Raw genomic sequence first — 26,448 nt, forward strand, 5'->3', positions numbered from 1 at the left:
CGCCGATTGGCCGCCAGATCTCACGAATCTCGCTACAGCACTATTGACAGGCTGCCAATAACTGGCGCTACCTTCCCGTCAGACGCTCCGAGAGCCGCATCGCGGCCCGGCGAGCCGCATGCGCTGCCTTGAACGACGGCTCGGGCAGGAGACATCTACGGCGCACAGAGAGCAGAGGACAGTGACCGAGGCCTTCATCTTCGACGCGATCCGCACCCCACGCGGCAGAGGCAGGAACGGTGCGCTGCACCACGTCAAGCCGGTGTCCCTGATGACGGGACTGATCGGCGAACTCACCCGACGGCATCCAGAGCTGGATACCGACCGCATCGACGACGTCCTGCTCGGCGTGGTCTCCCCTGTGGGCGACCAGGGCATGAATCTCGCCAAGACCGCTGCGCTGGCCGCCGGCCTGCCCGACCAGGTGGCAGGTGTGCAGCTCAACCGGTTCTGCGCCTCCGGCCTGGAGGCGGTCAATATGGCCGCGCAGAAGGTCCGTTCGGGGTGGGACCAGCTCGTGATCGCAGGTGGTGTGGAGTCGATGTCCCGCGTACCGATGGGCAGTGACGGCGGCCCGATGGCAACCGACCCGGAGACCGCGTACGACACGTACTTCGTCCCGCAGGGCATCAGCGCCGACCTGATCGCGACGATCGAGGGTTTCTCGCGGGAGGACGTCGACACCTTCGCACTGCGCTCCCAGATGCGGGCCGCGGCGGCTTGGTCCGGCGGTCGCTTCGCGAAGTCCGTAGTGCCGGTCCGGGACCGCAACAGGGTCATTCTGCTCGAGCAGGACGAGCACCCGCGCCCGGAAACCTCGCTGGATACGCTCGGCCGGCTGGAGCCCTCATTCGCGGGCATCGGTGACCTTGGCGGTTTCGATGCGGCGGCGCTGCAGAAGTACCACTGGGTCGAGCGCATCGACCACGTTCACACGCCGGGCAACTCCTCGGGCATCGTCGACGGCGCGGCGCTGGTCCTGGTCGGTTCCGAACAGGCGGGCGCCGAGCTGGGCCTGACGCCCCGGGCGCGCGTTGTTTCCGCCGCGGTAAGCGGCGCCGATCCGACCATCATGCTCACGGGCCCTGCTCCTGCCACCCGTAAGGCCCTGGACCTGGCCGGTCTGACAGTGAACGACATTGACCTGTTCGAGATCAACGAAGCGTTCGCCTCGGTGGTGCTCAAGTACGTCAAGGACCTTCAGCTGCCCTGGGACAAGGTCAACGTCAACGGCGGTGCGATCGCGCTCGGTCACCCGCTCGGCGCCACCGGCGCGATGCTCGTCGGCACGGTACTCGACGAGCTCGAACGAGGCTCCGCCCGGCGTGCCGTGGTCAGCCTGTGCGCCGGCGGCGGCATCGGCATCGCCACCGTCATCGAGCGCGTATAGCGCCCGCATTCGGCCCGTATCCACCCGGAAGCAACGCCGTACCGATGCAGGAGGAACACATGATCCGCTGGGAGCAGGGACCCGACGGGATAGTCGTGCTGACCATGAACGACCCCGACCAGCCGGTCAACACGATGAACCAGGCGTACGTGGCATCCATGGAGGCGACCGTCACGCGGCTCGAAGCCGAGTGGGACCGGATCGCAGGAGTGATCCTCACTTTCTGCGGTTCGAGCCGCCGGCCTCGCTGGTGGCCAAGGCCGAGAACAACGAACGCTACGAGTGAGCGGCGGGCGGCGGCTCAAGCATCGGCACCAGGAACCGCCGCGCCACCGCCCGTATTTGCTCATCGTCGTCGAGATCGATGACGTGGCTGGGGATGACCAGGAAGGATGCCGAGATCCGGACCATCATCTCCGCCACGACGTCCACGTCCACACCGTCGGCGATCAGGCCCGCTTGCTGCTCACGACGTAGCCGGCCGGCTACGAACTGCTGCACGACGGACAGGGTGCGACCCCCGTCACTGGTCATCGACGGCACCACCACATCCGGCTCGGCCTCCATCAGGCCGCCGATGAGGGGGTTGCGACGGAACGCCCGCAACGAGCTCACAAACCCGAGCACCACGCGGTCCGCCACCGTCCCGGCCTCCTGGACGTCAACGATGAACTGGCCGAAGTAGCGCCGGAATTCGCGCCGCACGACCTGCTCGACCAGTGCGTCCTTGGAGGAGAAGCGGCGGTAGACCGTGACGCGGGAGACCCCCGCACGACGCGCGACGTCCTCCATCGAGGACCGTCGAATTCCCATACGGCGGAACTGCTCGAACGCGGCGTCGAGCACCCGCGTGGTCATCGCGTCGGAGTCGTCGACCTGATCGGCGGCCTCGACAAACGCACGCTCCAGGACGGAATCCTCGTCCTTGGGCGTGGTCAGAAAGGGAAACGCAGACTCCACGGTGACCTTTCCTGGTGCGCCATTCCGGCCTGCGGCCGGGACCGGAGGGATCGGACGTTCCCCGCATTATCCGCGAGCCGAAGAAGTCGGCCCCGGAGTCTGGTGCTCCAGCGCGGGCTGTGCTTCCCTCATGATACATAGCTACAACTTCCGTATCAGAGTATCAATCAGTCATTGAGGCACCTCAAGGAGGAGTTCCGAGATGGACGATCTCAGCAGGCGGAAGATGCTGCTGGCCGGGGGAGCCCTGGGAACGATCGGGGTTCTCGGCGCCGCCTCGCCGGCGAGTGCGCGCACCACCTGGACCTGGGCGGCCAGCGGCTCGGTGGCCGGGTCAGGCGCGGGCAGCGACCCACAGTGGGTATGGGACGACGAAGCCGACCAGCTCCTGGGTGCCATTCTCAGGCGCGGCGACGTACCAAGGGTGAACGAGCTGCTGCGCACCTGGACCCGCAATGATCAGCCTTTGCCGGCCGGACTGCCCGAAGACCTGCGGCAGTTCATGGAGAAGTCCCGCAAGCTGCCCGCATGGGCCGACCAGGCGAAGCTGGAAACCGCAGCCAAGTTCAACGAAGGCCGGGGCCTCTACCTCAACATCCTCAACGGCATCGGCGGCGGCATGCTGAGCACCGCCATCCCTCGCGAGGCGCGCGCCGTGTACTACTCCAAGGGCGGCGCCGATATGGAGGACCGGGTCGCCAAGACCAGCAAGCTCGGTTTCGCCGTCGGTGCCCTCGACGCGTACCGGCCCGAGGGCACCTGCATCGTCGAAGCGGTGAAGACCCGCCTTGTGCATGCGGCAGTTCGCAACCTGTTGCCGCAGTCGCCCGGCTGGACCGGCACCAGCGGCGGGCAGAAGATACCCATCAGCCTCGCCGACATGCTGGTCACCTGGCACACGCTGCCCACCTACGCCATGCGCAAGATGCGCGAGTGGAAAGTGCCGATCACCGACGCCCAGTCCGAGGCCTATCTGCACGTGTGGCAGGTGACCGCTCACCTGCTGGGGATTCGTGACGACTTCATCCCCGGCTCCTGGGCTGCCGCCGAATCCCAGTCGAAGCAGCTCCTGGACCCGGTGCTCGGCCCGACGCGCGAAGGCGTCCTTCTCACCGACATCCTGCTCGGCCAGCTCGCCGAGCAGACGAGCCCCGGCAGCGTCGACCGTCCGCTCGTCAACGCCTTCGCCCGCTACCTCGTGGGCAACCAGATCGCCGACTGGGACGGCATTCCCCGTGAGCCGTTCTGGGAGACGGCGATCAAGACCGCCTGGCCGCCGCTTGTGGCCTTCCGCGAGGGCTTGATCAAACTGCCGCTCGTACCGCAGATCGCCTGGACCATCGACGAGGCGGCCCGTAAGTACATCCTCTTCTACCTGTCCAAGGGACGCGAGATCCACCTCGACATACCGGACACCAACCGGCCCGGCTGACCTGCCTGACCGCACAGAGGAGTGGGGATCATGGACGAACTCAGCAGACGCAAGATGCTGCTCGCGGGCGGGGCGCTGGGAGCGCTCGGGGCGCTCGGCTCGGCCACGCCGGCCAGCGCACGCTCCGCCTGGAACTGGGCGGCCAGCGGCTCGGTGGCCGGGGCGGGCGCGCCCAGCGACCCGCAGTGGGTGTGGGACGACGAAGCCGACCAGGTGCTGGGCGCGGTCATCGAGCGCGGTGAAGTACCAAGGGTGAACGAGCTGCTGCGCACCTGGACCCGCAATGACCAGCCGCTGCCGGCCGGACTGCCCGAAGACCTGCGGCAGTTCATGGAGAAGGCCCGTCAACTGCCCTCCTGGGCCGACCAGGCGAAGCTCGGCACCGCCGCCAAGTTCAATCGCACCAAGGGCATCTATGTCGGCGCCCTGTACGGCCTCGGCAGCGGCCTGATGAGCACTGCCATCCCCCGCGAGGCGCGCGCCGTGTACTACTCCAAGGGCGGTGCGGACATGAAGGACCGCATCTCCAAGACCGCCAAGCTCGGGTACGACGTCGGTGACTTGGACGCGTTCCAGCCGCGGGGCGAGATGATCGTGACCGCGGTCAAGACCCGCATGATCCACGCCGCCGTGCGTAATCTGCTGCCCAAGTCGCCTGGCTGGGCCGAGACCAGCGGCGGGCAGAAGATCCCCATCAGCCAGGCGGATGTGCTGGTCACCTGGCACAGCCTCCCCACATTCGTCATGCGCAAGATGCGTGAGTGGAAGGTGCGGATCTCCCCGGCCGAGTCCGAGGCCTACCTGCATGTGTGGCAGGTGACCGCCCACATGCTCGGCGTGCGCGACGACTTCATCCCCGCCACCTGGGACGCGGCTGACGCCCAGTCGAAACAGCTCCTGGACCCGGTGCTCGGCCGGACCCCCGAGGGCGTCAAGCTGACCGAGGTCCTGCTCGACATCGTCGCCGAGATCGACGGCGGCCTGAGCCGGCCCCTGGTCAGCGCGTTCTCCAGGTACACCCTTGGCGACCGGATCGGCGACATGATCGGTCTTTCCGACGAGCCGCTCTGGGAAGCAGCGATCGCGACCGCCTGGCCTCTGCTCGTGGCGTTCCGCGAGGGCGTGATCCCGCTGCCGCTCGTACCAGAAGCGGCCTGGACGATCGAAGAGGCCCTGCGGAAGTTCATCCTCGTCTTCCTGTCCGAGGGCAAACCCATCCACCTCGAGATCCCTGACACCAACCGGCCTGGCTGAGCAGGAGCACCTTCCGCGCACTCACCAACCACCCGCCGTGATCGATGGGACGATGATGACGCACACCGCACGGGGTCGACCATGGCGCTGACCCGACCCACCCCTCCGTCCGACCCCGGGCCGGAGCCTGGCAGAGCCGACTTCGGCCGGCGTCGCTTCCTCGGCTACGTCCTTGCCGCGCCGACCTTGATGGTCGCGGCCGACCTCGGTGTGGCACCCGAGGCCGCGGCCGACGTTCCGGAATCGGCCGGAGCCGAGCTTCCGTCACCAGAGATCACCGAAGTGGTCGACCTCAACGACGTGATGACCCTGGCGGCCCTTCCGACCTCAAACCTGATCACAGTCCGCGTGCACCCGGACGGCACCGTGTCCTTCGCGCTGCCGCGGGCCGAGGTCGGTCAGGGCATCACCACGTCGACGGCCATGCTGATCGCCGAAGAACTGGACGTACCGGTGGACCGAGTGCGCGTCACACTGGCCGACGCACGCCCGGAATTGCTGTTCAACCAGCTCACCGGGGGTTCCAACACCACCATCTCGACGTACATCCCGATCCGGGTCGCCGCCGCCATCGCCCGCAACAGGCTCCTGCACGCGGCAGCGGCCGAACTCAACACGCCGGCCGGCGACCTCACCTTCAAAGCCGGTGTCATCTCCGCTCGTCGGGGCCGGAGCATCGGGATCGGCGACCTTGCGAAGAGAGCGGCGAGCGACACCCCGCAACAGGTCTCCGTGCAGCTCAAGGAACGCGAACAGTTCAGCGTCATCGGGCGACCGCACAACCGTATCGATGCGCTCGCCGCCGTGACCGGGCGCAAGCAGTTCGCCATGGATCTGAACGTGCCGGACGCCAAGCCGACGATGGTGTGCCGTCCGCCGACGATCAACGGCAAGGTCGGCTCCGTAGCCAATCTCGCCGAGGTCCGCGCCATGCCGGGGATCACCGATGTCGCGGTGATCTCCACCGGCGTCGCGGTGCGAGCGAACACCTTCGGGCAGTGCATCGAAGCCGTACGCGCACTGCGGGTGTCCTGGAAACCCGGCAGCGCGGCAGGCAAGTCCGACGCCTCCGTACGCGAAGCGCTGCGCGCCGCCGAACTCCCCCTGGGAATACCCCCGCTGACGCCGTCGGTGGAGGCCACCTTCACCTTCGCCTTCCGCAGCAACAGCGCGCTCGAACCCAACTGCGCCCTAGCCGATGTCCGTGCGGACCGCGCGGAGATATGGTCCGGCCTCAAGGCGCCCATCGTCGCCAAGCAGGCCATCGCCGCCAAGCTCGGACTTCCACAGAGTGCGGTGACTGTGCACGTCACCGAAAGCGGGGGTTCTTTCGGGCGGCGGCTGTTCTTCGATGCCGCACTCGAAGCCGCGGAGGCCTCCCAGAAGTTCGGCAAACCCGTACGACTGATGTGGCACCGGGCCGACGACTCCCGCCAAGGCCGGGCCCACCCCATGGCGACCTCGCGCGTACGGGCTGCCTATCTCGGCAACACCGTGCTCAGCTACAAGCAGCGGCACACCAGCGTGGCGACCGATCTGAGTCATGGACTCGGCGAGATCTTCACCGCCCTGGCGGCGAAACTGCCGGTCGGCGACATCGGGTTCTCGGAGACGTTCTTCCAGCTGTCGCAGTCGATGCCGTACAACTTCGGTGCGAACAGTCGCCTCCTGAGTGAGACCGACAAGAGCTTCAACACCGGCAGCATGCGCAATGTCTACTCTCCTGACGTCACCTGCGCCCGCGAGCTGATCGTCGATCAGCTCGCCGCGAAAATGGGCAAGGACCCCTTCCGCTTCCGCCGCGACTTTCTGCGCGACGAACGCGCGCGGGCAGTACTCGACAAGGTCGCCGAAGCCGCCGACTGGGGACGCCCGATGCCGGCGGGCACTGCGCAGGGCATCGCGTTCCACTCCGAGTACAGCTCGGTCAGCGCGGTTCTCGTGGAGATCGACTGTCGGCCAAAGACCGTGAACCGCCCCATCCGCGACGGCGTGGCGGGCCCCCGGGTCACGAAGGCCGTATTCGCCGTGGATGTCGGCCTCACCGTCAACCCCCGGGGTCTGGAGGCCCAGATGATGGGCTGCGTCATGGACGGCATCGCTCTGACCCTGACCTCGAGCCTGCATCTGCGGGACGGCTATTTCCTCGAGGCCAGTTGGGACAACTACTTCTACACGCGCCAGTGGAACACCCCGCCGGAGCTGCAGATCATCGTCATGCCCAGCACGTCCGACAAGCCGGGCGGGGCCGGAGAGCTGGGTGTCGCGGCGTCGATGGCCGCGGTCGCCTGTGCTTACGGCCGCGCCACAGGGACCATGCCGACCAGCTTCCCGATCAACCACGGCACCCTCTCCTTCACCCCCAAATCGACCGTCCCGCCCATCCCTCCGTCCCCCACCGACGGCCTGGACCACGTCCGCTGATGTGCGCTGAAACAGCTGGGAGTTCCCGTGCCTGAACACACCTTCCGACTGAACGGTGAGCAGGTCACCGTCGATGTCCCGGACGACGAGCGTCTGCTGTGGGTCCTGCGCGACGTCCTCGGTGTCACCGGACCGAAGTACGGCTGCGGCATCAACGTCTGCAAGGCGTGCACCAGCCATCTCAACGGCAAGGCCGCCAATCCCTGCGCCATCCCCGTGAAGGACCTGCGCCCAACCGACGAGGTCACCACCATCGAAGGCCTCCCCGCCACCGTGGGCGCGGACCTCCACCCGATGCAACAGGCCTGGCTCGAGCGGGACGTGGCCCAGTGCGGCTACTGCCAGCCGGGCCAGATCATGGCCGCCGTCGCCCTGGTCCGCCGGGTCGACGGGGAAGGCCGGTCGATCACCGAGGCCGACCTGGACGGCATCCGCAACATCTGCCGCTGCGGCACATACGTCCGTATCCGCGAAGCCATCAGGACCGGCGCCGCGAACATGTGACGAGACAGAGAGAAGGACTCGTGTCCGTTCGTCGTACATCGCTCATACTCGTCGTCGCTGCCGTCGTCCTGGCCGCGCTTTCGGGAGTCGTACGCTTCGTCGTCGCCCCGAACGCAACCAAGCTGCCCGACGACACCGACCAGACGGTGCACTACGCGGGCAAGGCCACGATGCTGGACGGCAAGGCCCTGCAGTCCGGAGACACCGCCAACGCGATCAAGTCCGACATCCCGATCACCGTGGACCGGCGCGTCCACGTCACGTCCACGCACGGCGACACAGTCGTACTCAAGGACGCGCTGACCATGCACGTCGGCGACCGGTCTCTGCCCAGTTCCAAGACATACTCCATCGACCGGGACAGCAGAAAGGGAACCACCCCGCCGACGTCTGCCGCTGTCGAACCTTCGCAGGGCGCGCTCAGTTCGGCGTTCCCGCCAGATGCCGAACAAAACAACTCCTACACGTACTACGACTCGACGACCCAGTCGATCGTGCCCGTCCGCTACACCGGCACCGCCGAACGGAAGGGCCGTGCAGTGAACGTCTACAAGATCACGGTCGCGGCTCCGGTGAAGGACCCAGCGGTGCTCAAGCCGCTGCCGCCCGCACTGCCGAAGAACCTGGTCACAAGCCTCGCGCCCGGGATCGACGCCAAGGCGCTGCCGGACCCTGTACCGCTGGCCTACCGGGGCGAATCGACACTCGTCGCCTACGTCGATCAGCAGACCGGGATCGCCATCGATCAGTCGGTGGACCGGAAGGTGGTGGCCACCACTGCCGCGGGCGGTAAGGAGACTGCGCTGCTCCCGCTGTCCGCCTTCGCCTTCTCGATCACTCCGGAAAGCCAGAAGGACTTGGCGGACAAGGCCGCATCCGCAGGCCTGCTGCTGACCCTACTCGCAGACGTAACGCCTCTCGTGCTGCTCGGTATCGCGGCCGTATTGCTCCTGATCGCATTCCTGCGAAGGCGGAAGCGCCAGGTGGCCCCGACACCATCACAGGAGGGCGCGACCGCGGCAGAAGCCGCATGAATACGAGCTGTGCGCTGACTGTTCTCACTGGGCAGTGACGGCGCTCAAGCGTGCCGGTCTCGTAAAGGCAGACGGAACGCCCAAGTACGCGCCGCACAAGGCCATGCGCCCCGGTCCGGTTCTGGCCCCGGTGGTGGCAGCGGTACAGACCAGCGGGTACGACCCCGCGGCGTGACGTGCTGGATGGACCCGACCGTGCTGGATCGGTGCTGGGAGTGAGTGGGCGTGAGTCTTCACCGAATAGTCTTGGCGGGGCGGGCGTTGGCAGGGTCGCTGCCAAGTGGCTGACGGGGATGCGGAGGCCGCCGGGTTCGCCGTGCTCAATCACCGCAAGCGGCCAGCTGACGCCCAGCGGTGAACTCCTCATCAAGGAGGCGCAGCGCCTGATCGCGCGGCTGGACGAGTCCTGCGAGCCACGCCAGAGGTGAGCTGGTCGGTCAGACGGCGACGCCGAGCTTCTTGCTGGTCCGCCCCGGACGCAGCCCGTCCGCGTACCTCGGACGCTGGAGGTTTCGCCGTGTGCCGGGGGCAGGGATGAACTCCGGGTCATCTGGGACGACAAGAGGCTGCTTCGCATCGAGGTCTCCGACCGGGGAGCCGCCCGCCCCGACCACCACCCGGCACTGGGCGGGCCGATCCGGAGGCCATGGGATGTTCATCGTGCAGCGGCGACCGGGCATGGGCCGGGGGGTCGTGCGCGTGCCGGCCGGTAAGACCGTGTGGGCGGAACTCGCCATGGTCTGAGGCGGTTGGCCACCGGGGCTGGCCGCGCGCACGGGTCCTACTTGGTCGTGTGCGTGGGGTAGACCTGAACGTCGGTGTAGGCGCCCTTGATCTGCCCCGCGGCCGCGGGCCACTTCAGGTCCACGGTGTGGGTCTCGTTCGGGGGCGTCACCTGGATGTCGGTCGGGTGCGCGAGGCTGTCGCCGGTGTTGTCGATGTCGTAGGAGAGGTTGAAGACAGCGGCGTCGCCGGGCTTCAGGGTGGTGATACGCGGCTGGGCCTGGCCGCGCTCGATGGGGTTCGAGGTGTTGTCGACGTCCTTGATGTCGACGCCCGCGAAGCCCGTCGCCGAGCAGGTGGTCGAACCCCGGTTGATCATGGTGATGTCGATCCTGCCGGATGACTCGTCGGGCGCGGCGTCCCTGGCGTCGATGGCCAGGTCCTCCGTCTTACAGAACGTGACCTTGCCGCCGGTCTTCGTCGCACCGTTGGCGGCGTCGGCGGTGGCCTCGGTGTCCTCACCGGAGCCCGACTTCGCGTTGCCGGCCTCCGACTTCGAGCCGTCAGAGCCCGAGCCGCCCTCCGACTTCGAGCCACCGTCCGAGGACGAAGAAGACGAGGACGAGGAGCCCTTGGAGGACGAGTTCTTCCCGGAGTCGTCGCCGCCACAGGCGGTGAGAGAGAGGGTGGCGGCGACGCCGATGGCGGCGAGAGCAGTGATGCGGGTGTACTTCACGGTGTTCCCCCAGAAGGAGCGCGGTGCGTGCGGTCTGAAGTATTTGTATCCCACACCGAGTTACAGGCGATCTTCAGCGACGTCTTCGTTCTGTCACAGGCGCCGGGCTATCGCCGACCACAACGTCACTGGCGTCTCCGAGCCTTACCCGGCGCCCGGGCGCTGTCCTCACGCAGGCAGAAGAAGACGACCATCCGTGGCGTGACACCAAGTTCTCCGCAGGCTGGGGCACGCGCGCCGTGTTGCAGCACCGATGCGTGCGGGCCGGCGGCCATCGTTGAGTTCGAAGGGGAGGCACCTGACCTCGGCGGGAGGTGAAAGGACCCTTCAGTCATTGCCACCGGAACAAGGAGAGAACGAAGCCATGAAGGATGAATCAACAAGCGTCGGCAAGCCGGCGGCCGTCGACCGGGCCACCTTCCAGGCCGAACTCGACAATCTGCGGGCCCGGGAGAAGGCTCACACCCGGGAAGGCGACGCGATCGCCGCGGCCCGTCGGCGCCTTCCCATGGTCGAGGTTGATCCGGACCTCGAGTTGATCGGGCCAAACGGGCCGCTCACCCTGCTCGACGCGTTCGAGGGCCGTCGGCAGCTCGTGGCCTACTACTTCATGTGGTGGCCCACCCGGCCCGCGCCCGAGCAGTGCGAAGGCTGCACGTTGTTTCTCAGCCAGGTCGCCGAACTGTCCTACCTGCACTCCCGTGACATCACCTACGCAGTCTTCAGCCAGGGCCGCAACACCGCGTTCGGGCCCGCCGACCCACAGGTGTCGTACGACGAGAGTCTCCGCTACCGCGACTTCATGGGATGGACCTTGCCGTGGTACTCGGCGCAGCCCTCCCTCGACGCGCTCCTCGTCGGTCGGGAGATCGGGTTGTTCCACCTCGTGTGCTACCTACGGGACGGCGACCGCGTCTTCGAGACCTACTGGACGAACCGCCGCGGTGTGGAGGCGATGGACTACAGCTACGCGCTCATGGACCTCGCCGTCTACGGACGCCAGGAGGCGTGGGAGGACTCACCCTCCGGCTGGCCACAACACTGCTCCATGAGGACCGACAGCGGCCCACCCGCATGGCCGCCAGTGTCGGAGGAGCCGGGCGGACGCCCCATCGCCCAGTGGCCGCGGCTCGACGCCGGGCACTCCGACGACCTTGCCGTTGGACCCTGAGCGCGCCGTTTCCAGTCTTCGCGTCACCGGATCATGGCCGTGCTCCGCTTCGAGCCCGCGACGATCACGCAGATCGCCGAGTGGGTGGGCGGAAGGTGCGGGGGGGGGGACCGAGCGGTACTACGCGACGGCCGCGCGGGCGATCACGCGCGGCGTCGGCGGGCGGTCCTCTTCTGCAGGACCCATACGTAGTGCCACTTGCCTTGTGCGTGTCTGGGCTTGTTGTCGGCGAACGCCTGGATGGTCGGCCACAGGCCGGTTGCGCCCGCCGCGAGTGTCGCGCTGAAGGAGAGGGCGCCCTGCAACGCGTCCGGGCGGACCGCGGCGAGGACCGCGCTCGTCGTCCCCAGGACGGCACCGCTGCGGGTGAAGGCGCGGGTGCGGGTCGCGCTGCTCATCTCAGCGACGGCGGCGTGCATCTCGTCGCGGATGGACAGCGCGATCCGTTCGAGGGCCACCTGGGAGTCGACTGCTTCGAGCGCGTCGTCGAGTTCGAGGAGCCGGGCGCGCATGAAGTCTCGGTAGTGGGTGTAGGAGTCGAACTCCTCGCTGGTGGCCTGCGCGAAGTCGTGGAGGCTGAGCCCGTCGATGAAGGGCAGGTCGATCTCCAGCACCGGCCGGACCACCCGGCTGGCCAGAGGCTTGGTCCGAGACACGTCGACAGCCCGGCCGTGCTCGACCACGAAGTCGATGGACCGGTCTTGGAACGAGGGAAGCGGACCGGACTCCAGCAGGCTTTCCCGCACCGTCCCCATCTGCATTCCTGAGCTTCCCTGCGTGTAGGCAGGCCCGTACCAGACCAGCCCGCTGCGCAGCAGAGGCTCGGCATCCAGGAGCCACCGGCCCAGCCCGGCGAGGTCCTCGGTCACTATCCCGTACCGCCACCGAAGGAGTGCGCTGTCGGAAGCCCCGTTGGGATCCGCGGAAAGCAGCGGCATGTCTACGTCCTCGCCGAGTGCGTGGACCGGGCCGCTGCCGTGCTCGGAGAGCAGCATCGTGTCCGCGACCAGCGCCACGCGCTTGGTGAGGTGCGTGAAGTCCGGCATCCGGGAGGACAGACCTACGTAGTAGGGACGTGTGGAAACGCTCTTCCCACGCAGGAAGGAGTCGTACCGGCGATAGAGGGCCCGTCCGTACTCGCGAGCGACATCCGGGGCGGATGTTCTGGCCCCCGCCGGGAGCGTGCGGTAGAAGTCGTTCACCCACGCCGCCACATCCGGGGCCGGTGCGGCCGACCAGTTCTGCCAGGCTCGCCGTGTACGTTGGAACACTCGCACAGCATGTTGGACAGTCAGGCGCCACGTCCAACTGGCCCCACCAGAAGGCGTCTTCCGCTCTGCCCTAGAGGCTGCCGAAATCGGGAAGAGTGATCGAGCCGTCCTCGGCGAGGGGGAATCCGGGGTTGTGTGCCACCTCCCAAGCGTGGCCGTCCGGATCGACGAAGGCACTGGAGTAGAACCCGATGGCGTTGACGGCCGCGGGCTTCGTGATGGTCCCGCCGGCCTCTTCCACTGCCGCGAGCAGAGCGTCGACCTCAGCCTCGGAGCGGACATTGTGTGCCAGGGCGATCCCGCCGAAACCGACCGCTTGCCCGGGCTCCAGGCCGCAGTCCTCCGCAAGTTTGTCGCGACCCCACAGGACAAGCCCCAGCCCGCCCGCCTGGAAGAACACGGTCTCCTCGACTTCTTGCCCACGCCAGCCAAGGGCCTCGTAAAAGCCCTTGGAGCGAGCGAGATCGGAGACTCCTAGAGTGACCAGAGTGATGCGTTGTTCCATGCGATCACGGTACTTCGCTCTGGTCGTGGGTCACCCTGCCTTACAGGCATGTCGCGAGTACGAGCTACGCGGCTTCGGTCGCCGGCGACGTGTCTTCGCCTCCCTGATACGCAAGTTGTTGGTGGGGCGGTTGAGACGAACGGGCTTGCTGCGCGTACGTGACGGCACACGGAAACCCATCCAGCGGTGGCGTACACCGCCGGGGACAGGAGTCGCACGTGTCGCGCAAGAAGACCCTCAGCCGTAAGAAAAAGGTGGCCCTCATGGTGGGCGCCGCCGCGCTGGTGGCGGGAACCGCGGTGGTGATGACTGGTACGAGCCAGGCCTCGGTCGCGTGTGACGGGCTGGCCACCGCGTTGAGCAACAACGAGGAGTTCATCGCAGGTCAGCGAGCGAACCCCGATGCGCAGTCCGCGGCGCGGATCGCCAATCGGGAAGCGGTGATCGAGGAGATCAGGCGGAAACAGGCGGCCTCGGACTGCGACGCGGGTGAGGGTGCGGATGCCGGGGCGGGTGCGGTTGCGGGTGAGGATGCTGGCGCGGGCGCGGATGCCGGGGCCGGGGAAGGAGCAGGTGCCGGTGGGGACGCCGCTCAGCCGCCGGCGGAGGAGCCGGGTGGCGATGCCACAGCCACGGCCCCGCCCGGGGACGCCGGTGACGCCGGGGATGCGGGGGCTGAGGGCGAGGTCGTCTGCGCCGGTTCCACCGTCACGGTGTCCGGCGAGGGCGGTGCGCCGGCCGCGTCCAGCAAGGACTTCCCCGTCGGTACGCAGTTGACGGTGACGAACCTGGACAACTCCAAGTCCACCACGGTGGAGGTCACTTCGACGTCGGGCAGCTGTGTGCTGCTCAACAACGCGGCGTTCGAGGAGGTGCGCGAGGCGGGGAAGTTCCTGATCCGCAATGCGCGGATCGAGCGCGTCGGATAGGGACGCACGTCCCGACACGGAAACGTCGTGGGTAGGGCCGCCTTCGGGTGGCCCTACCTCGTGCGTCGGGGGGCGTGCCGGGGTGCACCCACGCCCTCGGGCCCGCTCGGACCTTCACGACGGTGACTGTGAACGTCTCGCCGGGCAGGATGAGTTCGGGACCCGCACTGTACGTATGGGGTGTTGACGTGGCAGTGAGCGTTCAGGATGTGCGCCGCCACGCGCGGAAGAGACGGTCCAGGGACAGCGCGCCCGGTCCGGTGAAGACGAGCAGCAAGAACGCCCAGGCGTAGAACGCGGCGATTTCACCGCCGTTGTCCAGGGGCAGCAGGCCCTGGGACGCGTGGGTGTCGAAGTACGCGTACGCCATTTCCCCGGAACAGAGCAGGGCCGCCGTACGTGACCCCAGGCCGAGCATCACCAGCGTGCCGCCCACGAGCTCGATGACAGCGGCGTACCAGAGAGGCCAGGAACCGAAGTCGACGGTCTCGGCCTGTGGCCCGGCAGCCGGGCCGATCAGGCCGAAGAGCGCACCGAAACCGTGGCAGGCGAGGAGCAGTCCGACGACAATGCGGAAGAGGGAGAGGACGTACGGGCCCGCCGTCTCGACCCGACGGACATTCGGAGCGGACTGCTCCGTTAAACGCGTGAGAGACGTGGGAAGCACTGGGTGTCTCCTTGTCGGATTGTTCGGAGGGGCGTAGCGAGCAGGCGCTGCTCTGGCCTCACCATCTCCCGGGCCGCCTTCATCGCGCGTCGTACGGCTGTCGGTTCGTGGCGTACTCCCAGGGAAGTACCGGCGGGGCAGAGCCAGCCCGGAGGTTCAGGCAGGCCGCTCCTGGTCGGCACGTAGGCTGGCACCGGACTCGGTGATCACGTGGGAGAAGGAGGCGGCGTCGGATGGGCGGAGATGTTCTGCGCTGGAGCGAATACCGCAGCATGCCGTGGAAGAACGGCGGCGGTATGACCCGGGAGGTCGCGTCCGGAGCCGTGCAGGCGCCCCTGGCATCGGCGGACTCCTCGGCGGACTCCTCGGCGGAGCCCGCGCCCGGCTTCGACTGGCGGGTGAGTGTCGCGGACGTGGACGCGGGAGGCTCCTTCTCCTCCTTTCCCGGCATCGACCGCGTGATCACCCTGGTCGAGGGCGAAGGCATGGTGTTGACCGTGGACGGGACCCCGCACCCGGTCGGGCCGTTGAGCCCCTTCGCCTTCTCCGGCGACGCGGCGACGGACTGTCGGCTGGAGGCGGGCGCGGTGCGGGACATGAATGTGATGACCCGCAGGGGCCGGGCGAAGGCAGAAGTGCGGATGGTCACCGTCGCCGCCGCGCAGGGGGCGGAGTTGGCGTGTGCCGCGGGCGAGACCCTGCTCGTCATGGCCCTCACCGAGGGGATCGCAGTCGGCGGCGCGGCCGGACCGGGCGGCGGATCGGGCGGATCGGGCGGACCGGACGGACCGGGCGGCGGATCGGGCGGATCGGGCGGACCGGGCGGACCGGAGACCGCGCTCGGTCGTCTCGACTGCGTACGTCATGAAGGTCCGGGCGCGCTGACTCTGTGGGGCGACGGCACAGTGGCCGGGATCAGGATCACCGCGGCGCGCTGACGGAGTGAGCCGGCGCGCCCGCCCGGTCGGCCGTGGGCGATGCGGCTCTCGCGTCGGGGAACGCGACGAAGGTTGAACGGCGGTATATGGATGGGCTCTTGGTCTATACCAGCCATCCATGTCCCAGTATCCTCATGCGCAGCCAGTTGCACACCATCCCCCCACCCAGGTTGCGTGCCGGCGCGGGCGACGCCCACCTAACTCTGCCCCAAGCAGCCGGGTGACCTCCCCATTCGCCGCCTCCAGGAGGATCACGGTGAAAGTTGGCACCAGAAGCTCGGCGATCATCGCCACCATCTGCCTCGTCGCTTCCCTCGCCTTGACCACGGCGTTCGCCGACGAGCCCGCCGCCCCACGTCAGGCCCCGAAGGTCGCACTCACGAAGGTGGCCACGGCCCAGAATCCAACCGCGGGCACCGCCGGTCCAGGCGGCACGGTCTGGATAGCCGAACGTGCAGGCACCGTAAGGGCGTTGGGCCATCAGGGGCTCGGCAAGCCCGTGCTCGACATATCCAAGGAGACCACCACCGACGGCGAACGCGGGCTGCTGGGCATCGCGTTCGACAAGAAGTTCGCGCACTTCTACATCTCGTACACGAACCTCGAAGGCACAAGCACCGTGGACGAGTTCGCCGTGCGGCACGGCAAGATCCGGCCCGACACGCGGCGCACCGTCCTCACCCAGACGCAGCCCTACGCGAACCACAACGGCGGCGACATCACGTTCGGCCCGGACGGCTACCTCTACATCGCGTTCGGCGACGGCGGCGCGGGCGGTGATCCGCACGGCAACGGGCAGAACCTCGACACGCTGCTCGGCAAGCTGCTGCGGATCGACCCGCGCGGCGGAAAGCCGTACGCGATCCCGTCGGACAACCCCTTCGTGGACGACCCGAACGCGAAGGACGAGATCTGGGCGTACGGGCTGCGCAACCCGTGGCGGTTCTCCTTCGACGCGGGCACGGGCGACCTGCTGATCGGTGACGTCGGCCAGAGCGCGTGGGAGGAGATCGACTGGGCCCCGGCGAGCAGCGAGGGCGGCGAGAACTACGGCTGGTCCCAGATGGAGGGCAGCCATCCGTTCCGAGGCGGCACGGAGCCCGCGAACCACGTCCCGCCGGTCCACGAGTACGACCGCAACGGTCTTAGCTGCTCGGTGACCGGCGGATACGTCTATCGGGGCAAGGCCATCCCGGATCTCAAGGGTCAGTACGTGTTCAGCGACTACTGCGACGGCACCGTCCGCGCTCTGCAGATGGAGAACGGCAAGGTGACCGGTGTGAGCGACCTCGGGGTCAACGGCGGCGAGGTCGTCGCGTTCGCGCAGGGAGGCAAGGGGGACCTGTACGTGCTCGACATAGGCGGCAGCGTCTCCCGCATCGACCCGGCGTGATGTTGTCCACTGGATGAAGTAGGCGCCCCTGTAGGCCAGTTCAGGTCAGTTCAGGCCAGTTGGGGTCACGCCCTTGGGGGGTGTGGCCCCGATCAGGCCTTCACGAGGCGGCGGACATTCTCGATGCTTCCGCAACCCGCCTCGAGGTGCTTGGCGCGTTCCTTGGTGAAGGCGGTGCCCAGTTCCTCGCGGCGCTCCATGGCCACGTTCCCGCGTGCGCCGTTGAGGATCGTCCGCTCCTCCTCATCGGTGTGGTGGGACACCGCCTCGGCGAGGTTCTCCAGCTTCTCGTCCCAGTCGTCGGAGCCGACCTCGTTCACCTCCAGGAGGGCCAGCAGCGCCTGGTTGCCCTCCTCGTGCTCCTCGGCGCCGTGTTCGACCTCGGCGTTGTCGATGTCCCGGTAGCGTTTGAGCGCGGGGTAGACCTCGGCCTCCTCCGCGAGCGCGTGCGCGATGAGCAGGTCGGCGAACTCCCGCAGGGCATCGGCTCGTTCGGCCTCGATGCTGCGCATCTGATGGAACAGTTCCTCCATCCGCCGGTGGTCGTCGAGGATCAGCTCGACGACGTCCGTTGCCGTTGCCTTGTCCGTCATGGGGGGCTCCTTCTCGACCGGGGTTCTCGACCGGGGCAGACGGGCTCAGTGCAGTGAGCGCCTTTGTCAGATACGTAGCGTGCGCACTGGCCCACGAGGTGCCTCGTGTACCCGGCCCCCGCGTGTGTCACTCGTGCGGGCTAGGCTCCGGGGGTGCCGGCTGGTTCGCCGGCCAGGGCGATGCGGGCGGTGACGCGCTTGCCGGCCGGTTCGATGTGGACCTGGAAAGTCTGGGCGACGGCCATGACGATCTCCAGGCCGTGCCCACCGATTCTGTGCGGGTCCTCGGAACGGGCGACGGGCCGGGTGGGGACGCTGTCGTGCACGGTCACCACCACCGTGGCGTCCATGATGCACAGCTCCATCAGCGTGGGCCCGGGGGCGTACTTGCGGGCGTTGGTGACCAGCTCGCTGACCACCAGCTGAGTGAGGTCCATCGCGCGGGCGGAGACGGCCACGTTCTGGTCGGCCTGGGCGCGGGTGAGGAAGTCGATCGCGAGGTGTCGTGCCTCGGCTATGGAGGAGTCCCCGCCGTTCAGAGGGACGGTGACGCGGATGGCGTGAGATTCCGACGGCCCCTCGCCGTCACTGCCGGCTGGCTCCATGCCCTCTCCACCTTCATCCCCGTTGTCTGCGCTCACCTACCCTGTTGGACGCGTCGCATACTGACCGAGTCGGGTCGATGATCCGTTCGAGCGGGCCTGCTTGTATCGGCAGCAGACTTCGGTGCACGCTCGGGTCCGCGCCGCACCAGGGAGTGCAGTCGAGAACATGGTGACAGAAACCCGCCCGGCACAGCCCGCTCATAGGTGATCGGTGCCGTGACCGCAGGCAGCAGGCAGCAGGCAGCAGGCTCGGGGAACGGGCTGGGTCAGGGGCCGGGCCCGGCCCGGCCCCTTCGCCTGCGCTAGCCCGCGGCGGACCGTAGCGTCGCCAGGGCACGATCCGCGTGGGCGCCCATCCGGAACTCGCTGCGCACCACCTCGAGAACGCGCCGGTCGGGTCCGATGACGAACGTGGCCCGCTTGGTCGGCAGGGGGCCGAAGCCGCGTGCCACGCCGAACCGCCCGCGCACCACGCCGTCGGGGTCGGACAGCAGCGGGAAGCCGAACGTGTGCAGCCCCGCGAATTCGCGCTGCCGCTCGACGGCGTCCGAGCTGATCCCCACCGGCCTGGCACCCACCGCCGCGAACTCGGCCGCCAGGTCCCTGAAGTGACATGCCTGGGCGGTGCAGCCGGGCGTCATCGCCGCCGGGTAGAAGAACACCACCACCGGGCCCTCGGACAGGAGCGAGGAGAGGGTCGTGGGCGTGTCCGTCTCGTCGGGCAGCGTGAAGTCCTCGACGAGGGAGCCGACTTGGATCCGCGTCATCGCTGTGCTCCTTGGCCGGGGTGCGGGCGGGCAGGCGAGGCAAGAGGCGGACGAGGGGGATGGGCAGACACGAGGTCTCCTCACGGCTCGGCATCACAAGGCAGGGTGGCTCGCGATACTACTCGGCGGTAAGGAGAGTGTGTCCGGCCGCCGCCGCAGAGCCCCTGGGGCGGCCCTGGCGCCCCAGGGGCAGATCAATCGCCGTGCGCGGCAAGCGCACTCGCCCCGTCGTCACGCCGCCTGAGCGTGCCCGGCGCCGACGTCTGCGCGAACGGCCTCCGAGCGCACACGGGCACAGCTGGTGGTGATGAGGCGGGAGACGTGCATCTGCGAGATGCCGAGCTCCTCCGCGATCCTGCTCTGCGTCATGTCCTCGAAGAAGCGCAGGTACAAGATGGTCCGTTCACGCTCCGGCAGCCGCCGCAGACCTGCCTTGGCGGCCTCGCGGTCGGTGATGAAGTCGTACGCGGGGTCGGGTGCCCCGAGGGTGTCGGCCAGGCTGAATCCATCGGGGTCGGAGGAGATCTCGGCGTCCAGCGACAGGGCGCTGTAGCTCGTCATGGCCTCCCACCCGTCACGGACCTCGTCCTCGGTCAGACCGGCCTGCTCGGCGATGTCCGCGATGCCGGGCTCGGCGGCGCTCCCCGGCTGGTCCAGGAGTTCGCGGCGCGCGACCCGGACCTTGTTGCGCAGCTCCTGGACGCGCCGGGGCACCCGTACGTCCCACATGCGATCGCGGAAGTGCCGCCGCAGCTCGCCGGTGATGGTGGGCACCGCATAGCTCTCAAAGGGCCCGCGCTCGGGCTCGTAGCGGTTGACCGCCTTGATCAGGCCCATCGCGGCGACCTGTCGTAGATCGTCGAGGGTCTCGCCCTTGTTGCGGAACCTGCCGGCCAGCCGGTGCGCCATGGGCAGCCATGCCGTCACGATCTCCTCGCACAGCAGGTCGTACTCGGGTCCGCCTTCGAGTGCGGCGAGGTGTTCGGCAGCCGCCTTGGTGTCGGGAGCGTCCTCGTGGAGGTGCCGGCTGCCCGTACGGCGGCGGGAAGAGGGTGCGGTGAGATCGGTGAGCATCAGAAATCGCTCCTCAGCGGTGGGCCAGCAAGTGACCGCGAGAAACGGGACGGCCCGGAGCCGGGCATCCGGCGGGAGTGGGCATACCGCTCCCCGCGCATGCGCCTCCGGTCCGAAGCACGAAGTCCGCCTGCCCCTCGACTCCGAGGGGAAACAACCACCAGGTCGACGATGTATCACCCGGCGCTTGTGGGGTACCTGATCGCACGCACCGCCAGGTGGCCCGTGGCCCGGCTCGCCGATGTGCGGACCGCACCGCCACCACGAATCATGAGAACCAATCGCCGCGACCGGACCACGGTTGAGGAACACGGTTGAGGAAGGGGCATCACATGCCTGCTGGATCGAGCAAGAAGCGTGAACGCCAGTACGAACACGTCAAGGACAGCGCCGAGGACCGCGGGGCCTCGACCAAGCGCGCGAAGGAGATCGCCGCCCGGACGGTCAACAAGGAACGGGCACGTTCGGGAGAGTCGAAGACGGCCAGCAAGACGTCCACGCAGGACAAGAAGTCGGCGTCCGAGCGAGGTGGGCAGCGCTCGCACAGCGGCGCGCAGGGCCCGACGAAGGATCAACTGTACGCGGAGGCCAAGAAGAAGAACGTCGAGGGCCGCTCGTCCATGAACAAGAAGGAACTCAAGCAGGCTCTCGGCCGCTGACATCGTTCACCGGACGCGGGTGCATGCCGAGCAACAGATGGGGCACCCGTGACGCGGGGTGCGAAGCGTCGGAACGGCCTCGGACGCTTGGCTTCGTCGATCGGCCGCATTGGGGTGCGGCCGATCGACGGCCTCCTCGGCGCGGAGCGCGGGCCCGGCGGGCGGGTCACCGGAGGGCTTCACCCGACAGCGGTGAGTCGTCCAGCGGTGAGTCGTCCGGCGGTGAGTCGTCCAGCAGTGAGTCGTCCGAGGGGCGGGCGCCGGGCAGATGGTGGCTCGCGGCCACTACGGCGGCGTCGACGTCGCTGGTTCCGGTGGCCAGGCACAGGCTGTACGCGACGTCCTCGTACTCCTGACGGCTTGTGGCGCTTCCCTGGTCGGCCCGCAGTACGGCCAGGGCCTTGTAGCGTTCCACCAGGTCCCGCAGGACCGCGGGGTGTGCGAGCAGCATGAGAATCCTTTCCAGAGCTTGCGGTGCGACCTTCGCTTTGCCCTGTGTGCCCATGCCGGAGCAGGTCAATCGGTGGTGGGGCGATGTTCGTCGGGAGTTGGCCGGATCGCGGCCGGGGTGGCTCAGGACTCCGGCGCCGCTGCGTGGGCCGAGGCCGCCTCGCGCAGAGCGTGCAGCGCGGCCGCCACCAGAGGGTGTGCCGCGCTGCCGCGCCGTACGGCGGTCAGGAACCGGCGTACGGGCACCGGCGTTCCCCGCAGCGGGACGCGCGTGACCGCGAGTTGGGGCAGTGGCACGATCCTCGGCATGAGGCAGACGCCGAACCCTTCGGCGACGAGTGAGGAGACCGCGTACCACTCCTTGACCTGATGGGTGATGCGGGGAGTGAAGCCGGCCGCCGTGCACGCCGCCATCACCAGCGGGTAGGTGTCGTTGTTCGGCCTCTTCACGATCCACGACTGCCCGGCGGCTTCCGCGAGTTCGACTCCCTCGGGCCTGGCGAGCCGGTGTCCCTCGGGGACCAGCAGGTCCTGCCGGTCGGTCAGCAGCAGCGTCTGTTCGAAGCGGGCGTCCGTGACGGGCGGTGCGTCGGGGCCCGGCAGTACGAGGGCCACGTCCGTCTCGTCCCCGAGCAGCATCCGGTAGCACTCGGAGCTCTCCTCCTCGACGATCAGCGACTCCACCAGCGGGTGTGTCTCCCGCAGCCGGACGGCGGCCGGAGCGCCGAGCGCGGCCAGCGCCGAGGACACCCCGCACATCCGCAGCGTGCCCTGGGTGCTCGCGCCCTGCTGGGCCAACTCCGCCTGGGCCGCCTCCCATTGCGTCCGCAGCGCGCCGGCGTGCCGGAGCACGATGTGCGCCGCCGGTGTCAGGAGTACGCGTCGCCCATCGGGACGCAGCAGCTCCACCCCCAGATCGCGGGCCAGCAGCCGCAGTTGCTGAGAGACGGCCGAGGGAGTCAGGTGCAGAGCCCCGGCGGTCGCGGTGACCGTGCCGTGCTCGGCGAGCGCCTGAAGGACGTGCAGCCGGTGGTCGATCATGTAGGCAAGGCTAAACGGTTTCATGCGTATCCATTTGCTGGACGTGCATGTTCGTCGTGCAGATCCTGGACGCATGATGAAACCTCCCGCTCCCGCGCTGATGCTCGGCAGCGTGCTGAGCCTCCAGTTCGGGCAGGCCCTGGGCAAGCAGTTCGCCGACGCGGTCGGTGCGCCGGGAGCGGTGGCCGTGCGCCTCGGTCTGGCCGCAGTGCTCCTGCTGCTCCTGTATCGGCCCTCGCTGCCGCGCAGCCGTACGGATGTGGCCCTGGTCCTCGCCTTCGGGACGGCCATCGCCGGGATGAACCTGATCTACCCCGCACTGCTCCTGCTGCCCCTGGGGCTGGCCAGCGCACTCCAGCTCCTCGGCCCGATCGCCCTGGCCGTGCTGAGTTCGCGCCGCCGGCGTGACGCGGGCTGTGCCGTCCTGGCCGGATGCGGGGTGTGCCTCTTCCATGTCCCCCACGGCGCCGGCTCGTCGCTCACCGGTGTGCTGCTCGCCCTGGCCGCAGGGGCGTCCATGGCCGCCTATCTGCTGCTGAGCAAGAAGGCGGGATCCCGGAGTGCGGGAGGCGGTTCGCTGGCGCTTGCGGTGACCTGGGCGGCCGTGCTGACCCTCCCGCTGGGCGTGGCGGACGCGGGGACCGAACTGCTCGCCCCTCGGATCCTGCTGCTCGGGACCGCGCTGGCCGTCCTTTCGGCGGTCATTCCGTACTCCCTGGAACTGGCGGCCCTGAGGCGGCTGCCGGTGCGGACGGTGAGCGTCCTGACCAGTCTGGAACCCGCGAGCGCGGGCCTTGCGGGCGTACTGGTCCTGGGCGAGGACCTGGGCATCGCGCAGTGGGCGGCCCTGGCGTGCGTGGGCGCGGCGAGCGCGGGCGTGGTGGCCCCGCGCGCGCAGCACCGGCGGGAATCACTGAGCGAGAGCACCTAGAGGGAGCTCAGCTGGGCGCACCGCTCGCACGTGACTGGCGTCAGATCACGCGGAAGAGGTCGGCCGCGGCGTGCACGTCCGTGAGGTCCTCGATGGAGCGGAGGTTGTCGCACAGGGCGTCCAGGACCGAGCCCGCCTCGGCGGCGGGCGGTGCGCCGATGGCCACGCCGAAGACCCGGAAGCCCAACAGGTGCTTGGCGTCGTTCCAGCCGCGCGTCCATTCCTCGGTGACGTCGCATTCGTCGTCGGTGAGCATCACGATGTCGCCGCGCATACGGGCCGCGTCGTCGAACTCCTGCTCCAGCAGTTCGGCGGCCGCCGTCAGCGGCCGCTCGTAGCTGGTGCCGCCGCCGAGGAAGGTCTCCGCGAAGTCGAGCACCTGCGCGATGTCGGCGGCCTCGTCGGCCGGGAAGCGGAAGACCTGGAGCTTGTCGGCGGCGGCGAACAGGATGCCGACGAAGTCACGTTTGGCATGGCGGGCCTGATCGAGGAGCGCCAGGGCGCACGCCTTGGCCCACGCCTCCCGGGTGACTCCGCCGGGCCCCTCCACGTACATGGAGTGCGAGGTGTCCACGCACGCGATGACCGCGCCCTTGCCCGTGGCCTGCTCTCCCTGGCTTTCGTAGAGCATCAGTTCCCCGGCGGCGTATCGCGCGGCGAACACGGCACGCAGCTCGGGCAGGCCCAGGTTGGCCAGCTCGGAGGGGATGACGCGGGAGAGGTCGTCGCCGAGCGTGACGCCGACCAGCTCCCCGGCGGCGTTCTCCACCTTGCGGGCGCGCTCACCGTAGGCCATCTGCCGGAAGCGGCCGATCAGTTCGGCCCACCGCGCCAGACGGCCGGTGCGCAGCCGCTCGGCGAGCCGGGCGCGCTGGTCGAACGGCATCCGCTCGAGCTCGCCGGGACCGACGCCCCATGCCCGCATCAGCGCGGCCTCCTGCCGTACGGCATCGGCGGCCTTCGCCGCCGCGTTCCGGGCGCCGGCACGGATACCGGGAGCCTGCGCCGCGAGGGCTTGCGCGGCATCTTGGGCGGCCTGCCGGGCGGCGGTCTCGGTGGTCTCGGCGGCCTCGATCGCCTGCTGGACGGCGTCGGCGGCCGGGGGAGGCACGGTGCCGTCGCCATCGGAACAGTCAGCTCCGTCGGCGGCCTGCTGGAGCGCCTCGCCCACGGCGGCCGCCGCTCCTTCGGCGTCCTGCCGGGCCTGCGTCGCCTGCTCGGCCCGTTCCTGGACATCCCGGGAGCGCTCGAGCAGCCGGCGCAGCGCGGCTGCCTGGGCGAGCACGGCCATGGCGGCGGCGTAGGGGTCGCCGGCCGTCTCACGGTGCAGCTCGGCGAAGTCGAGTGACTCCACGAGCGAGCTGATGACCTGGTGGTTGACCAGCCGGGACGGGGCCATCTCCGCGCGCTCGCGCAACCGCGGGACGACCTTGTAGGCGGCCAGGAACGCGTCGGTCAGGAGGTCGGTGGCGCAGGCGTGGTGCTCGCTCAGCTCCTCGGCCAGCTCCCGCAGTCCGGCCGACTGCTCGTAGGTGTCGCGCCATGCGATCCGTTCGAACCGGTCAGCGATCACGGCCGTGGTGTGCCGCTCGGAAGCGGCAGGGGACAGACCCAGCCACCTCCCGGCCCGGCTCCCCAGGTCGTCGAGTCCGCTCGGTGCCTCGGCCATGGTCCTGATCCCCCCTGATCCCCCGGTGTTCAGAGCTGGGCCTGCACCATGCTCGCGTCCATGCCGAGGGCCTCGGTGAGAACGCGGGCACGGACGGCGCGCTGGCGCCCGGTGACCCGGTCGATGGCGGCAGTGGAGCGGCCGGCGCCCGCCGCCTCCGCGCGCAGCTTCTCCAGGCGCTTGCCCGCCATGGCGAGCTTGTTGTGGGCCTTCTTGATGACCCAGTCGCTCAGCGCCTCGCGGGACTGCCCGGCCATGGCGTCGAGCTGGGCCTCAAGCTCCTCGATGGCGTCGGCCAGGTCGAGCGCCTCCTTGGCATCGGGGTTGACCAGTTGCAGCACCTCGCGCTCGACGGTCGGGCGCTCGGCGGGGGAGTCCCACAGCACATGGGTCAGCACCGACAGGTCGGTCTCGGAGACCGCCGGGCGGTCGTCGAGGTAGGCGGACGCCTGGAGCAGGCCCACCGCCTGGCGCCAGCGGCGGTCGGAGGCGACGAGTTCCTTGCGGCGCAGGGCGGCCCGCAGCGTGCACACCGCGTCCACGATCGCGTCCGGGACATCCACGGCCGGGACGGCTCCGGTCACGGCCTGCTGCAACGCGGCCAGCTCGACGGTGGTCCTTTCCGGAGCCACCGGGCGGCCGACGGCGGAGCGGACCAGCGCGGCGAAGTTCGAGGGGTCTGCCAGGTACCCGACCTCGATCCGTACGAGGATCCGGTCGTAGATCGCGGCCGAATCCTCGCCGCTGGGCAGTTCGTTGCTCGCCGTGATGGCCCCGATCAGGGGGCAGCGGATCGGCTCGCCGCCGCTCTCGGGGTGGTAGATCCGCTCGTTGAGGTAGCCCAACGTCTCGTTCAGCGCCGCCGTGGAGCACTTGAAGATCTCGTCGATGAACGCGACATGCGCGGTGGTGGCACGGCCTTCGTAGACCTGGCGGTACTCGCCCCGGGCCAGCGCGGCGACGTCGACGGGACCGAACATCCGCGTCGGCGCGGTGAACTTCGACAGGAGTATCTCCCAGTAGGACGCCCCCTCGATCCTGCCCGTGAGCTCCCGGGCCATCTCGGACTTCGCCGTTCCGGGCGGGCCGAGCACCAACGAGTGCTGTCCGGCCAGCAGCGTCACCACCAGCGTCCGCACCACGTCAGCCCGCTCATAGAAACGGTCCGACAGCTCGGCGCAGATCGCCCGCAGCCTCTTGGCAGTCTCTTGCGCGTCCTGTTCCCCCACGTTCAGCTCCTTGCTGTGACGCCCTGTCGGGCTGACGAGACGGCGCCGGACCGTTCTGAGGAACGGCCTTCGCCCGAGCAAGATAACTCGGGGGCCGGG

25 protein-coding genes and 2 pseudogenes are annotated in these 26,448 nt (G+C 68.8%); 14 read left to right on the forward strand and 13 right to left on the reverse strand.

Annotated elements, in window-relative coordinates:
* Nucleotides 1-181 precede the first annotated feature (181 nt).
* The gene (locus ABD378_RS06405; protein WP_344519444.1) at nt 182-1,390 is read left to right on the forward strand and encodes an acetyl-CoA C-acetyltransferase; all 1,209 of its coding nucleotides are present in this window, start codon (nt 182-184) and stop codon (nt 1,388-1,390) included.
* 276 nt (nt 1,391-1,666) lie between these two features.
* On the opposite strand, the gene ABD378_RS06410 is transcribed toward ABD378_RS06405, so the two are convergent.
* The gene (locus ABD378_RS06410) at nt 1,667-2,350 is read right to left on the reverse strand and encodes a TetR/AcrR family transcriptional regulator (RefSeq protein ID WP_344519446.1); all 684 of its coding nucleotides are present in this window, start codon (nt 2,348-2,350) and stop codon (nt 1,667-1,669) included.
* Between the two features lie 202 nt (nt 2,351-2,552).
* On the opposite strand from ABD378_RS06410, the gene ABD378_RS06415 reads away from it, so the two are divergent.
* The 6 genes and pseudogenes from ABD378_RS06415 to ABD378_RS06440 all read left to right on the forward strand — a co-directional run.
* Nucleotides 2,553-3,782 carry an oxygenase MpaB family protein gene (locus ABD378_RS06415; protein ID WP_344519447.1) on the forward strand — a complete coding sequence of 410 codons (1,230 nt, stop codon included), beginning with the start codon at nt 2,553-2,555 and terminating at the stop codon, nt 3,780-3,782.
* Between the two features lie 30 nt (nt 3,783-3,812).
* Complete coding sequence (locus ABD378_RS06420) at nt 3,813-5,036, forward strand: oxygenase MpaB family protein (RefSeq protein ID WP_344519448.1); 1,224 nt, start codon at nt 3,813-3,815, stop codon at nt 5,034-5,036.
* 81 nt (nt 5,037-5,117) lie between these two features.
* Nucleotides 5,118-7,460, forward strand: a complete 2,343-nt coding sequence (locus ABD378_RS06425; protein WP_386542932.1) for a molybdopterin cofactor-binding domain-containing protein — start codon at nt 5,118-5,120, stop codon at nt 7,458-7,460.
* Between the two features lie 27 nt (nt 7,461-7,487).
* Nucleotides 7,488-7,964, forward strand: a complete 477-nt coding sequence (locus tag ABD378_RS06430) for a (2Fe-2S)-binding protein (protein WP_344519449.1) — start codon at nt 7,488-7,490, stop codon at nt 7,962-7,964.
* A 20-nt stretch (nt 7,965-7,984) separates the two neighbouring features.
* The gene (locus ABD378_RS06435; RefSeq protein WP_344519450.1) at nt 7,985-8,998 is read left to right on the forward strand and encodes a porin PorA family protein; all 1,014 of its coding nucleotides are present in this window, start codon (nt 7,985-7,987) and stop codon (nt 8,996-8,998) included.
* Nucleotides 8,999-9,519: 521 nt separating this feature from the next.
* A pseudogene (locus ABD378_RS06440) lies at nt 9,520-9,742 on the forward strand (ATP-binding protein); the annotation flags it as partial.
* A 37-nt stretch (nt 9,743-9,779) separates the two neighbouring features.
* Here the strand turns inward: ABD378_RS06440 and ABD378_RS06445 are convergent.
* Nucleotides 9,780-10,457 carry a DUF4232 domain-containing protein gene (locus ABD378_RS06445; RefSeq protein WP_344519451.1) on the reverse strand — a complete coding sequence of 226 codons (678 nt, stop codon included), beginning with the start codon at nt 10,455-10,457 and terminating at the stop codon, nt 9,780-9,782.
* 364 nt (nt 10,458-10,821) lie between these two features.
* On the opposite strand from ABD378_RS06445, the gene ABD378_RS06450 reads away from it, so the two are divergent.
* The gene (locus tag ABD378_RS06450; RefSeq protein WP_344519452.1) at nt 10,822-11,628 is read left to right on the forward strand and encodes a DUF899 family protein; all 807 of its coding nucleotides are present in this window, start codon (nt 10,822-10,824) and stop codon (nt 11,626-11,628) included.
* An 18-nt stretch (nt 11,629-11,646) separates the two neighbouring features.
* A pseudogene (locus ABD378_RS06455) lies at nt 11,647-11,769 on the forward strand (transcriptional regulator); the annotation flags it as partial.
* A gap of 2 nt (nt 11,770-11,771) precedes the next feature.
* Here ABD378_RS06455 and ABD378_RS06460 read toward each other — a convergent pair.
* Both ABD378_RS06460 and ABD378_RS06465 read right to left on the reverse strand, forming a co-directional pair.
* A complete protein-coding gene (locus tag ABD378_RS06460; RefSeq protein ID WP_344519453.1) occupies nt 11,772-12,899 on the reverse strand; it encodes a hypothetical protein in 1,128 nt (375 codons plus the stop codon).
* Nucleotides 12,900-12,969: 70 nt separating this feature from the next.
* A complete protein-coding gene (locus ABD378_RS06465; RefSeq protein ID WP_344519454.1) occupies nt 12,970-13,404 on the reverse strand; it encodes a VOC family protein in 435 nt (144 codons plus the stop codon).
* 218 nt (nt 13,405-13,622) lie between these two features.
* On the opposite strand from ABD378_RS06465, the gene ABD378_RS06470 reads away from it, so the two are divergent.
* On the forward strand, nt 13,623-14,333 hold the full coding sequence (locus tag ABD378_RS06470) for an RlpA-like double-psi beta-barrel domain-containing protein (protein ID WP_344519456.1): 711 nt from the start codon (nt 13,623-13,625) through the stop codon (nt 14,331-14,333).
* A gap of 202 nt (nt 14,334-14,535) precedes the next feature.
* On the opposite strand, the gene ABD378_RS06475 is transcribed toward ABD378_RS06470, so the two are convergent.
* Nucleotides 14,536-15,000 (reverse strand): DoxX family protein, encoded by a 465-nt coding sequence (locus ABD378_RS06475; protein ID WP_344519457.1) that lies wholly within the window; start codon nt 14,998-15,000, stop codon nt 14,536-14,538.
* 233 nt (nt 15,001-15,233) lie between these two features.
* On the opposite strand from ABD378_RS06475, the gene ABD378_RS06480 reads away from it, so the two are divergent.
* Nucleotides 15,234-15,938: a HutD/Ves family protein gene (locus ABD378_RS06480; protein ID WP_344519458.1), complete on the forward strand. Its 705-nt coding sequence runs from the start codon at nt 15,234-15,236 to the stop codon at nt 15,936-15,938.
* 256 nt (nt 15,939-16,194) lie between these two features.
* Complete coding sequence (locus ABD378_RS06485; RefSeq protein ID WP_344519459.1) at nt 16,195-17,331, forward strand: PQQ-dependent sugar dehydrogenase; 1,137 nt, start codon at nt 16,195-16,197, stop codon at nt 17,329-17,331.
* A gap of 92 nt (nt 17,332-17,423) precedes the next feature.
* Here the strand turns inward: ABD378_RS06485 and ABD378_RS06490 are convergent, their stop codons facing one another.
* The 4 genes from ABD378_RS06490 to ABD378_RS06505 form a co-directional block, all read right to left on the reverse strand.
* Nucleotides 17,424-17,924 carry a hemerythrin domain-containing protein gene (locus ABD378_RS06490; protein WP_344519460.1) on the reverse strand — a complete coding sequence of 167 codons (501 nt, stop codon included), beginning with the start codon at nt 17,922-17,924 and terminating at the stop codon, nt 17,424-17,426.
* A gap of 140 nt (nt 17,925-18,064) precedes the next feature.
* Nucleotides 18,065-18,529: an ATP-binding protein gene (locus tag ABD378_RS06495; protein ID WP_344519461.1), complete on the reverse strand. Its 465-nt coding sequence runs from the start codon at nt 18,527-18,529 to the stop codon at nt 18,065-18,067.
* A gap of 302 nt (nt 18,530-18,831) precedes the next feature.
* Entirely contained in the window at nt 18,832-19,296 is a 465-nt protein-coding gene (locus tag ABD378_RS06500) for a peroxiredoxin (RefSeq protein WP_344519462.1), read from the reverse strand.
* Between the two features lie 231 nt (nt 19,297-19,527).
* Complete coding sequence (locus tag ABD378_RS06505) at nt 19,528-20,370, reverse strand: SigB/SigF/SigG family RNA polymerase sigma factor (protein WP_344519463.1); 843 nt, start codon at nt 20,368-20,370, stop codon at nt 19,528-19,530.
* Nucleotides 20,371-20,702: 332 nt separating this feature from the next.
* On the opposite strand from ABD378_RS06505, the gene ABD378_RS06510 reads away from it, so the two are divergent.
* Nucleotides 20,703-21,029 carry a plasmid stabilization protein gene (locus tag ABD378_RS06510; protein WP_344519464.1) on the forward strand — a complete coding sequence of 109 codons (327 nt, stop codon included), beginning with the start codon at nt 20,703-20,705 and terminating at the stop codon, nt 21,027-21,029.
* Nucleotides 21,030-21,195: 166 nt separating this feature from the next.
* On the opposite strand, the gene ABD378_RS06515 is transcribed toward ABD378_RS06510, so the two are convergent.
* Together ABD378_RS06515 and ABD378_RS06520 are read right to left on the reverse strand one after the other, a co-directional pair.
* Entirely contained in the window at nt 21,196-21,480 is a 285-nt protein-coding gene (locus ABD378_RS06515) for a DUF5133 domain-containing protein (RefSeq protein WP_344519465.1), read from the reverse strand.
* Nucleotides 21,481-21,602: 122 nt separating this feature from the next.
* The gene (locus tag ABD378_RS06520; RefSeq protein ID WP_344519466.1) at nt 21,603-22,520 is read right to left on the reverse strand and encodes a LysR family transcriptional regulator; all 918 of its coding nucleotides are present in this window, start codon (nt 22,518-22,520) and stop codon (nt 21,603-21,605) included.
* Between the two features lie 73 nt (nt 22,521-22,593).
* On the opposite strand from ABD378_RS06520, the gene ABD378_RS06525 reads away from it, so the two are divergent.
* Complete coding sequence (locus ABD378_RS06525; RefSeq protein WP_344519467.1) at nt 22,594-23,451, forward strand: EamA family transporter; 858 nt, start codon at nt 22,594-22,596, stop codon at nt 23,449-23,451.
* A 40-nt stretch (nt 23,452-23,491) separates the two neighbouring features.
* On the opposite strand, the gene ABD378_RS06530 is transcribed toward ABD378_RS06525, so the two are convergent.
* Nucleotides 23,492-25,120, reverse strand: coding sequence for a VWA domain-containing protein (locus ABD378_RS06530; protein WP_344519468.1), 1,629 nt, complete (start codon nt 25,118-25,120; stop codon nt 23,492-23,494).
* Nucleotides 25,121-25,149: 29 nt separating this feature from the next.
* Complete coding sequence (locus ABD378_RS06535; RefSeq protein WP_344519470.1) at nt 25,150-26,349, reverse strand: AAA family ATPase; 1,200 nt, start codon at nt 26,347-26,349, stop codon at nt 25,150-25,152.
* Between the last annotated feature and the right edge of the window lie 99 nt (nt 26,350-26,448).

The organism is Streptomyces rectiviolaceus (genome assembly GCF_039533825.1).
Classification (GTDB): domain Bacteria; phylum Actinomycetota; class Actinomycetes; order Streptomycetales; family Streptomycetaceae; genus Streptomyces; species Streptomyces rectiviolaceus.

What these genes read in the sequence shown, in the direction of transcription:
- ABD378_RS06515 (WP_344519465.1), bottom strand. Translation starts at nt 21,480, where the DNA reads ATGCTGCTCGCACACCCCGCGGTCCTGCGGGACCTGGTGGAACGCTAC.
- ABD378_RS06465 (WP_344519454.1), bottom strand. Translation starts at nt 13,404, where the DNA reads ATGGAACAACGCATCACTCTGGTCACTCTAGGAGTCTCCGATCTCGCT.
- ABD378_RS06495 (WP_344519461.1), bottom strand. Translation starts at nt 18,529, where the DNA reads ATGGAGCCAGCCGGCAGTGACGGCGAGGGGCCGTCGGAATCTCACGCC.
- ABD378_RS06415 (WP_344519447.1), top strand. Translation starts at nt 2,553, where the DNA reads ATGGACGATCTCAGCAGGCGGAAGATGCTGCTGGCCGGGGGAGCCCTG.
- ABD378_RS06450 (WP_344519452.1), top strand. Translation starts at nt 10,822, where the DNA reads ATGAAGGATGAATCAACAAGCGTCGGCAAGCCGGCGGCCGTCGACCGG.
- ABD378_RS06510 (WP_344519464.1), top strand. Translation starts at nt 20,703, where the DNA reads ATGCCTGCTGGATCGAGCAAGAAGCGTGAACGCCAGTACGAACACGTC.
- ABD378_RS06505 (WP_344519463.1), bottom strand. Translation starts at nt 20,370, where the DNA reads ATGCTCACCGATCTCACCGCACCCTCTTCCCGCCGCCGTACGGGCAGC.
- ABD378_RS06530 (WP_344519468.1), bottom strand. Translation starts at nt 25,120, where the DNA reads ATGGCCGAGGCACCGAGCGGACTCGACGACCTGGGGAGCCGGGCCGGG.
- ABD378_RS06420 (WP_344519448.1), top strand. Translation starts at nt 3,813, where the DNA reads ATGGACGAACTCAGCAGACGCAAGATGCTGCTCGCGGGCGGGGCGCTG.
- ABD378_RS06480 (WP_344519458.1), top strand. Translation starts at nt 15,234, where the DNA reads ATGGGCGGAGATGTTCTGCGCTGGAGCGAATACCGCAGCATGCCGTGG.
- ABD378_RS06500 (WP_344519462.1), bottom strand. Translation starts at nt 19,296, where the DNA reads ATGACGCGGATCCAAGTCGGCTCCCTCGTCGAGGACTTCACGCTGCCC.
- ABD378_RS06525 (WP_344519467.1), top strand. Translation starts at nt 22,594, where the DNA reads ATGATGAAACCTCCCGCTCCCGCGCTGATGCTCGGCAGCGTGCTGAGC.
- ABD378_RS06425 (WP_386542932.1), top strand. Translation starts at nt 5,118, where the DNA reads ATGGCGCTGACCCGACCCACCCCTCCGTCCGACCCCGGGCCGGAGCCT.
- ABD378_RS06490 (WP_344519460.1), bottom strand. Translation starts at nt 17,924, where the DNA reads ATGACGGACAAGGCAACGGCAACGGACGTCGTCGAGCTGATCCTCGAC.
- ABD378_RS06520 (WP_344519466.1), bottom strand. Translation starts at nt 22,520, where the DNA reads ATGATCGACCACCGGCTGCACGTCCTTCAGGCGCTCGCCGAGCACGGC.